8 protein-coding genes, 1 tRNA gene and 1 pseudogene are annotated in these 8835 nt (G+C 67.1%); 3 read left to right on the top strand and 7 right to left on the bottom strand.

Annotation, left to right across the window (positions count from 1 at the left end; translation table 11 throughout):
- Nucleotides 1-107 (top strand): annotated as a pseudogene (locus PSEJ35_RS17325) (IS5/IS1182 family transposase); the annotation flags it as partial.
- 437 nt (nucleotides 108-544) lie between these two features.
- Here the strand turns inward: PSEJ35_RS17325 and PSEJ35_RS16365 are convergent.
- The 5 genes from PSEJ35_RS16365 to tviB form a co-directional block, all read right to left on the bottom strand.
- Nucleotides 545-1786: a hypothetical protein gene (locus PSEJ35_RS16365; RefSeq protein WP_051412699.1), complete on the bottom strand. Its 1242-nt coding sequence runs from the start codon at nucleotides 1784-1786 to the stop codon at nucleotides 545-547.
- A 78-nt stretch (nucleotides 1787-1864) separates the two neighbouring features.
- Nucleotides 1865-1941, bottom strand: a tRNA-Arg gene (locus tag PSEJ35_RS0113720).
- Between the two features lie 222 nt (nucleotides 1942-2163).
- Nucleotides 2164-2706, bottom strand: a complete 543-nt coding sequence (locus tag PSEJ35_RS16360; RefSeq protein WP_028918274.1) for an undecaprenyl-phosphate alpha-N-acetylglucosaminyl 1-phosphate transferase — start codon at nucleotides 2704-2706, stop codon at nucleotides 2164-2166.
- 188 nt (nucleotides 2707-2894) lie between these two features.
- Nucleotides 2895-3905 (bottom strand): NAD-dependent epimerase, encoded by a 1011-nt coding sequence (locus PSEJ35_RS0113710; RefSeq protein WP_028918273.1) that lies wholly within the window; start codon nucleotides 3903-3905, stop codon nucleotides 2895-2897.
- A gap of 26 nt (nucleotides 3906-3931) precedes the next feature.
- Nucleotides 3932-5218, bottom strand: coding sequence for a Vi polysaccharide biosynthesis UDP-N-acetylglucosamine C-6 dehydrogenase TviB (tviB, locus tag PSEJ35_RS0113705; RefSeq protein ID WP_028918272.1), 1287 nt, complete (start codon nucleotides 5216-5218; stop codon nucleotides 3932-3934).
- A 459-nt stretch (nucleotides 5219-5677) separates the two neighbouring features.
- On the opposite strand from tviB, the gene PSEJ35_RS16740 reads away from it, so the two are divergent.
- Entirely contained in the window at nucleotides 5678-6346 is a 669-nt protein-coding gene (locus PSEJ35_RS16740) for a phosphatase PAP2 family protein (protein ID WP_051412698.1), read from the top strand.
- Between the two features lie 38 nt (nucleotides 6347-6384).
- Nucleotides 6385-6513 carry a hypothetical protein gene (locus tag PSEJ35_RS17775; RefSeq protein WP_255326752.1) on the top strand — a complete coding sequence of 43 codons (129 nt, stop codon included), beginning with the start codon at nucleotides 6385-6387 and terminating at the stop codon, nucleotides 6511-6513.
- 119 nt (nucleotides 6514-6632) lie between these two features.
- On the opposite strand, the gene PSEJ35_RS0113690 is transcribed toward PSEJ35_RS17775, so the two are convergent.
- Both PSEJ35_RS0113690 and rfbD read right to left on the bottom strand, forming a co-directional pair.
- On the bottom strand, nucleotides 6633-8030 hold the full coding sequence (locus tag PSEJ35_RS0113690; protein ID WP_037083398.1) for a mannose-1-phosphate guanylyltransferase/mannose-6-phosphate isomerase: 1398 nt from the start codon (nucleotides 8028-8030) through the stop codon (nucleotides 6633-6635).
- A 106-nt stretch (nucleotides 8031-8136) separates the two neighbouring features.
- On the bottom strand, nucleotides 8137-8835 hold a 699-nt coding region (gene rfbD / locus PSEJ35_RS0113685; protein WP_028918269.1), incomplete at its 5' end, for a dTDP-4-dehydrorhamnose reductase.

Below are 8835 nucleotides of genomic sequence, written 5' to 3'. Positions count from 1 at the left end.
AGGTGCGCTACCGGGGCTTGGCGAAGAACACGGCGCAGGTGCTGACGCTGTTCGCGCTGTCGAACCTGTGGATAGCGCGGCGACGTCTGTTGCTGCCGACGGGCTAAATCCGTCCGTTGGACGGGGAAACCCGTCGAAAAGCGCCAGAAATGGCGAGAAAGTGATCACATCGAGGTCGATCAGGCGCCTTGGCGCTGAAATCTAAGCATCAGCGCGCTTTGATCAGACCTTCCCTAGCGAGCGGGACGAGCGCAGGAAGAAGCGCGAGATCGACGGAATCTCGGCACAGGCAGAGGTTGTGCGTTTGGGGGGCCGACTTCTGGCGCGAGGTCCTTTCACGTGGAGTCGCAGGGAATATGCTGTCTCCCAAGGATCAGCAGATCATCCAAGTTTGTGCCTCGATGCCTTCCAGAATTCCCAGTGAGTTGCAGAGCAAGCACGCACTGGGCCTTATAGAACGGTTAAAGAACTCATGAGTGAATCGCCCCGGCTTCTCCGGAAGCCAGTTCGTATGAGAAATGCCGAGCTGGCGGGACGGACGCGATCAACCCGCTCTCGCCGGAAGCCTGATCTCCGCGCGAACGAACCGCTCGGCACCCGAGTTGCCGTCGCACAATGCCAGCGCCCGATCCCGGACTTCCTCGGAGCTCAGCCCGTGGACCTTGCCAGCAGCCAGGCAGGCCTCCCAAGCCATCGCCACGTCCCGGGACGACACCTCGTATCCATAGCCCCGCGCCATCCAGCCCACGGCCAGCAATCCCGCTTCCAGCGCAAACACCGGCTGCTTGGCGGCGAAGTCCCGGGCGGCCCGTGCGAGGGTGCGCGGGTCGGTCGGGCTGCTGCGGGCCAGCTTCAGGGCCACGTCGAACAGCCCCGCGCTCTTGGCGGCGGCGAACCATTTGCCTTCACTGCCCGGATTCGCCTCCACCAGGTCGGTGAGGACGCGCGCCTTGTCCTTTTCGGGGTACTTGGCGGCCAGAGCCTTGAGGGTGCCCAGGTTGGTGTTGGCCTGGTTGGCCTCGAACGCGTACTGGCGGTAGGCCAGCTCGCGCTGGCCCAGGTCGATCAGGATCGACTCGCAGGTGCGGGCCACCTCGTAGCGGTAGCGGCCCTGCCGGTAGCAGCGCTCCGCCATGGCCAGGGCCTCATGGCGGTGCCCGTGGTCGAGCAGGGCCTTCACGCCCCAGCGATGGCAGTCCCACCAGTCGTGGGTGTGCGGCGACTCGAGCAGCACCAGCAGCTCGGCGTGGCGCCCGGCCGCGTACAAACTGGACAGGCAGGGGATGGTGCCGGAATACCAGCCATGGCTCTTCGCGCCCGTCGCCCAGGCGGCGCGCAGGCCCGGTAGCAGCTCGTCGGCCCAGGCCGAGGCCACCTCAGGACTGCCGCACAGGGTGCCCCAGTGGTCGCCGAGTCGCTCGATCCAAGGCATCTCGTCGTCGACCATGGCCTGCCAGAGCCGCTCCAGCCAGGCCGTCCGGGTCTTGGCCGCCACCTCGACGGTGCCGATCAGGGGCACGACCTGCTCGAAGACCTGGCGGATGACCGCCTGAAGGCGGCCGGAGGAATCGTCGACGTTCTCGAAGGCCGGCGAGAGCTTCTCGATGAGACGCACGGCCCCATCAGCGGCCAGGACCGGGTCCTTGCGGACCATGGCCCGGATCTCGGCCGCGGCCTCGTCCAGCCGCTCGATGGCCCGATCGGACTTCCAGCCGAAGGCGCCGCGGCGGAAGCGGGCGGCAAAGGTCCAGGTGGGGGCGGCCCGTGGGGCCCGGGGCGTGGCCATGCGCGCCTTTACTCAGTTGGACAGGGAGGCGTGATCGGGACTTGTCCCAGATCTGTCCCAAAAATGTCCCAGAGGGTTTGGCGCGCCTGGAGGGATTCGAACCCCCGACCAATGGCTTCGGAAGCCACTACTCTATCCGGCTGAGCTACAGGCGCGTATCTAAAGGACTTTTTCTTCAAACCGGCCTGAAACCGAGTTCAGGCCCTGTGACACTTTACCCGGCGCCTTTGACCCATGAGTAGGGGCTTCGGAAGCCACTACTCTATCCGGCTGAGCTACGGGCGCGTGGCCGGGCATTGTAACGGAATTCCGCCGTGCGCCCACCCGCCGGCGCCCGGGCGCCGCCACGACGGCCCGGGGCCTCGCCGGAGCCGGCCTCAGCCGCGCTTGCCGCCGAAGCTGGGCTCGTCGTCCTCGTCGATCAGATCGACCGGCTCGTTGGCCGGCCGGGTCCATTCCCACCCGGCGAACAGCGCCCGGTGCAGGGCCGCGAACATCGCGCAGGCCCGGCGCCGGCGCAGGGTCAGCGCGCACCAGCCCGCCCACGCGGCCACGAACAGGCCCATCAGCAGCGGATTGGGCACATCCAGGCGCATGGCCTGGCCGACCAGCAGGCCACCGAGCAGGCTGAAGCCGGCCAGCGTCAGCACCAGCTGCACGGTCGAGAAGCCTGCATCGCGCATCAGGTGGTGGACGTGGTTGCGGTCCGCGGCGAACGGCGAGCGCCCGTGGCGGAAACGCCGCACGATCAGCACCAGGCAATCGATCACCGGCACCGGGATCAGCCACAGCGCCAGCACCGGATTCACCGGATGGCCGGCGTTCTGGGTGAGCCGGAACACGATCCAGGCGATCGAGAAGCCCAGGAACGCGCTGCCGGCATTGCCGAGGAAGACGCGCGCCCGCGGTCGCCGGGGCATGGGGAAGTTGTTGTCAGCGCCGATGAAAAACTGACCCACCCCGCCGATCGAAAACTGACCCATCCTCGGCTGCCTGTCTGCACGTGTTTCGTTGAGAAGAATGACCGGGATCCTGGCTCGCATCGCTCCGCTGGCTCCCTTTCTATTCCGCTGCTGTCGACGTGAACAGGAATGCGGCGCAACCTGCTCTAGACGCCGTAGTAGTCGCGATACCAGGCGACGAACCGGGCGATTCCCTGCTCGACCGGAACCGAAGGACGGTAGCCCACGTACTCGACGAGATCGGAGATGTCCGCCTCGGTGTCCGGCACATCGCCGGCCTGCAGCGGCAGCATCTCCTTCACGGCCTTCCGCCCCAGGGACTGCTCAAGCAGCTCGATGTACCGGAGCAATTCGACGGGCTCCTCGTTGCCGATATTGAAGAGCCGGTAGGGCGCTACGCCGCTGCTGGCGGGGTCCGGAGCCGATCCGTTCCAGTGCGGGTCTCTTGCCGGAATCCGGTCCAGCGCGCGGATGACGCCTTCGACGATGTCGTCGATATAGGTGAAGCTGCGCTTGTGCTGCCCATTGTTGAACACGCGGATCGGTTCGCCAGCGAGAATCGCCTTGGTGAACAGGAACAGCGCCATGTCGGGCCGTCCCCAGGGACCGTACACGGTGAAGAAGCGCAGGCCGGTGCAGGGTATGCCGTACAGATGCGCATAACTGTGCGCCATCTGTTCGTTGGCCTTCTTCGTTGCCGCATACAAGGTCAGGGGATGCTCGGTCGATGCATGCTCGGAGAAGGGCATGCGCGTGTTGGCGCCATACACCGAACTCGTCGACGCGAATACCAGGTGTTCGACGTGATGGCGCCGGCACCCCTCCAGCACATGCAGGAAGCCGGTGACGTTGCTCTGGACATAGACGTGGGGATTCTCGGCCGCATAGCGGACGCCAGCCTGTGCCGCCAGGTTGATTACCCGCTCGGGACGGTGCTCGTCGAAGGCGGCCTCGATCGCCCCCCGGTCCGCCAGGTCCGCAGCCACATGGCTGTAGCGGGTGTGGCCGGAGAAAAGCGCCAGTCGCGCCTTCTTCAGCCCGACGTCGTAGTAGTCGGACAGGTTGTCGACCCCGACGACCTCGTCGCCCCGTTCCAGGAGGCGCATCGCGACGTGGGAGCCGATGAAGCCGGCCGTGCCGGTAACCAGTACTTTCATGTGTGCAGCGGCCTTCCTCGAATTACCTACAGCCTTCCATCCACGGCGTCGCGCGGCAGGACGTACTTCACGTCGTAGATCGCGCAGACCTCCTTGCCGTATGCGCGGATCCCTTCCGCTCCCAGCTGCCTGAACCGGTCGTGGGCCACGGCGACGATGATCGCATCGTAAGCGCCTTCCTCGGGCTGGCGGGTCAAGGCCAGCCCGTACTCGTTCGCGGCCTCGTGCTCGTCCACCCATGGATCGTGCACGTCCACTTCCACGCGGTAGTCCTGCAGCGCATGGACGATGTCCACCACGCGCGTGTTGCGGAAATCGGGGCAGTTCTCCTTGAACGAGAACCCCAGCACCAGGACACGGGCGCCCACCGGGTTGATCCGCTTCCGCACCATGATCCGGATCGTCTGGCTGGCGACGTATGACCCCATCCCGTCGTTGGTACGCCTGCCGGCGAGGATCACTTGCGGATGGTGCCCCACCTGCTGGGCCTTGTGCGTCAGGTAGTAGGGATCGACGCCGATGCAATGGCCTCCAACCAGTCCGGGCCGGAAAGGCAGGAAGTTCCACTTCGTGCCGGCGGCCTGGAGTACTTCCAGGGTGTCGATGCCGAGCTTGTTGAACAGGATCGCCAGATCGTTGACCAGCGCGATGTTCAGGTCTCGCTGGGTATTCTCGATCACCTTCGCCGCCTCGGCCACCCTGATGGAACTGGTCTTGTGGGTGCCGGCCGTGACGATGCCAGCGTAAAGCGAGTCCACGAACTCGGCCGCTTCCGGGGTCGAGCCAGAGGTGACCTTCAGGATGTCGGCCACCCGATGCTGGTGGTCGCCGGGATTGATCCGTTCCGGGCTGTACCCTACGAAGAAGTCCTGGTTGCACTTCAGCCCGGACACGCCTTCGAGCGCGGGAACGCAAACCTCTTCGGTGCAGCCCGGGTAAACGGTCGACTCGTATATGACGATATCGCCCGGCTTCAGCACCTTGCCCAAGGCTTCGCTCGCGGCGATCAACGGACGCAGGTTGGGTCGCTTGGCGTCGTCTATGGGCGTGGGTACCGTGACGATGTAGGTATCCCGGTCGCGCAGGTCTTCCAAGGCGCTACTGAAGCGGAGCCGGGTGGCCGAGGCAAGGTCCGCGGCCCTGACCTCCAGAGTGCGGTCGATGCCTTGGCGGAGCTCGCTCACGCGGGTGGTATTGATGTCATATCCGATGGTGTCATGGGCCTTTCCGAACTCGACGGCCAGGGGTAAGCCTACGTACCCAAGACCGACAATGGCGATTCGTGCCTGGCGCGGCGACCTCGTGAGCTGCATCTAGTCCCCCAGTTGATATTGATATCCCTCAGCCATGAGGTCGCCCCCTGTCCCTTTCCCGCCATGAATCCCCGGGCCCTTACTGTGGCGCCCGGCCGGCACGTCGATTTGCCCTCGCCGGGTGGATGCGGAGACAGCGATCCCCGCCAGCACCGCGGTCACCGTCATGAGGGAGGGTGTCCGCAAAGGATAGTCGGCGAAGCTATGGCACAGCACCACTACGGCGCCCATCCAGCTGCCTACCCATAGCCAATCCGGACGAACGTTCGAGGAGTGGCGTGGCCTGGCCCACCAGACGCCGGCCAGTGCTTCCATGAGGAGCGTGTGGAGAGCCGGCACGGGCCTCCAATTCAGAAAAGTCTCAAGGCCGTGTAGCCGCGGAGATCGCATCGGCGACAATGCCGGCTGTTCACGCATAACAGGGGCGATGCAGGTGGGCGGACAGGCCGGGGGAATCCGATGAGCTGGGACTGGCGGATATTCGTCCTGCCCGGGAGCGCCTGGCTGGTCCTGCCCCTGGTGGCCGTGCTCGGCGCCGTACTTGCGGCGAGGGATCCGTCCGCGCGCGGGCCTGTGCTGCGCTGGTGGGCGGCGATCGCGGTCGCCGTGCTGCTGGTGGCCGCCAGCAAGATCGCCTTCTATGGCTGGGGCACCGGCGTGCGCGCCTGGGACCTGACCTGCTTCAGTGGGCACACCGTGCTGGGGCTGGTGCTCTGGCCGGTGGCGCTGGCGCTGCTGGTGTCGCCGCGGCATCGGGCCTGGCGGGTGTCGCTGGCCGCGGTCGGCTGGATCTTCGCTGGCCTCATCGGTGTGTCGCGGCTCATGACACGAGCGCACCCGCCTTCGGAAGTGCTGGCCGGTGTCCTGCTCGGGGCGGCCGTGGCGGCGCATGGCCTGCATACCCTGCGCCGGCACCAATGGCCGCGGGCGTGGGGCATGGTCCCCGTGATCCTGTGCCTGCTGGCCGCCCTGTGGATCGACCCCCGCTCGATGCGCCTGCCGGACAGCGAGCGCTGGTTCGCCCAGATCGGGGCGACTTTGGCCGGGCGGGACAAGCCGTGGTCCCGACGGCTGTTCAAAGATGTGAAGGCTGCCTCAGTCCAAGCCCTCCGGAACCTGCCACGATAGGTCCCGCTGGGAGGGCCAGCGAGGAGGGGAGAACGCACATGCTGTTGTTCCTGCTGGGGGCTTCGATCGGTGCCTGCCTGGGCGTACTGGCCATGGGCATCTGCCGTTTTTCGAACGACGTCGCCGCCGCTCCGCGAGAGAGGGGCAACCGCGCCATCGGCGCTTGATGGACTGATCGTCATTACCCGATAGCAAGTCGGCCGCCTCGCAATGCGGGGCGGCCGGCTGATGGCACTTCTCTTCTCAGGTTGCCGAACGCAAGCAGCCGCACCGGGTGCTAGGTGCCTCAGCCGCGCCCGTACACATCCTCGAAGCGGACGATGTCGTCCTCGCCCAGGTAGCTGCCGGACTGCACCTCGATCAGCTCCAGCGGCACCTTGCCCGGGTTGCGCAGGCGATGGGTCACGCCCAGCGGGATGTAGGTGCTCTGGTTCTCCGACAGCAGCAGCACCTCGTCGCCGCGGGTGACCTCGGCGGTGCCGCTGACCACGATCCAGTGTTCGGCGCGGTGGTGGTGCATCTGCAGGCTCAGCGCCGCGCCTGGCTTCACGGTGATGCGCTTGACCTGATGGCGGTCGCCCATGTCGATGGAGTCGTACGCGCCCCAGGGGCGGTAGACCTTGCGGTGCAGGGTCGGCTCGGAGCGGCCCGCCGCCTTCAACTGGGCCACGACCGTCTTCACGTCCTGCACGTGGTCCTTGTGCGCCACCAGCACCGAGTCGTCGGTGTCGACCACGACCACGTCCTCCAGGCCGATCATCGCCACCAGGCGCCCGTCGCCCCAGGCCAGCGTGTTGCGGCAGTCCAGCGCGATCACATCACCGTGGTGGGCATTGCCATTGCCGTCCTGCTGCGCCACTTCCCACAGCGCCGACCAGCTGCCGACGTCGTTCCAGCCCACCGAGATGGGCAGCACCGCCGCGTCGGCGGTCTTCTCCATCACCGCGTAGTCGATCGAATCGGACGGGCAGGCGGCGAAGGCGGCCTTGTCCAGGCGCACGAAGTCCTGGTCGCGGCGCGCGCCGTCGAAGGCGGCGCGGCAGGCGGCGAGGATCGCGGGCTGGTGGCGACCCAGCTCCTCCAGGTAGCGCGAGGCCTTGAACAGGAACATGCCGCTGTTCCAGAAGTACTCGCCGGAGGCGACGTAAGCCTCGGCGGTGGCCGCGTCCGGCTTCTCGACGAAACGCTCGACAGCGCGCACGGCCTGGCCGGCGCCGGCCTTGATATAGCCGTAGCCGGTCTCCGGACCGGTCGGCACGATGCCGAAGGTGACCAGCTTTCCGCGTTCGGCTGCCGTCGCCGCCTCGGACACCGCAGCGCGGAAAGCGGCCGCATCGGTGATCACGTGATCGGAGGGAAGGACCAGCAGCAGCGGATCCTCGCCATTGGCACCGGCCTGCAGCGCGGCCACGGCAATGGCCGGGGCGGTGTTGCGGCCGACCGGCTCAAGCAGGATCGCGGCCGGCGTGCAGCCAACCTCGCGCAGCTGCTCGGCCACCATGAAGCGGTGGTCCTCGTTGGCCACCAGGATCGGCGCCGAACTGGCCAGCGGCGCGACCCGCTTCCAGGTCGCCTGGAGCATGGTGTCGCTACCGGCCAGCGGCAGGAACTGCTTCGGATAGGCCTCGCGCGAGAGAGGCCAGAGGCGGGTGCCGGAGCCGCCGGAGAGGATGACGGGGATCATAATGTTCCCACCTTGGAGTCAGGCGGGAAGGATACCAGCGGGCCTGTGGTGGCCGGATGCGAACTGCCCGGGGCGGTGCGAATCGCGGATCGCCCGAGCATATCTTTCAGCCGGCCAGTTCTGCGATTACGCCCTTGAGTCCTTGGCGCCAGTCCGGCAGCTCGACGCCGAAGTCGCGCTTGAGCGTGGCGGTATCCAGGCAGGAGTAGGCCGGCCGCCTGGCCGGCGTCGGGTAGTCGGCGGTGGCGATCGCCTGCACCTTCGGCGCGCGCGGCAGCAGACTGGCGGCCACCGCTTCGGCGAAGATCGCCTCGGCAAAGCCGTGCCAGCTGGTCTGGCCATCGGCGACCAGATGCCAGGTGCCGGCGATGCCCGGATCGGCCAGCGCCTTGCCCAGCGCGTTGGCAGTGACGTCGGCGATCAGCGCCGCCGGGGTCGGCGTGCCGACCTGGTCGGCCACCACCCGCAGTTCGTCGCGCTCGGCGCCCACCCGCAGCATCGTGCGCAGGAAGTTGTGCCCGTGCGCGGCATAGACCCACGCGGTGCGGAACAGCAGGTGGCGGCCGCCGGCCGCACGCACCGCTTGTTCGCCGGCCCGCTTGCTGGCCCCGTACACGCCCAGNGGNGCGGTCGGATCGTCGACCCGGTACGGCCGGGTGCCCTGCCCGTCGAACACGTAGTCGGTGGAGTAATGCACGAACGGGATGCCGAGGTCGGCGCAGGCCTTCGCCAGCGCACCGGGGGCGTCCGCATTGATCCGGAACGCGGTGTCGCGGTCGGTCTCGGCCTTGTCCACGGCGGTATA

The sequence above is a fragment of the Pseudoxanthomonas sp. J35 genome, assembly GCF_000513995.1.
Lineage (GTDB): Bacteria > Pseudomonadota > Gammaproteobacteria > Xanthomonadales > Xanthomonadaceae > Pseudoxanthomonas.
This window is presented reverse-complemented; position numbering and strand designations above follow the sequence as displayed.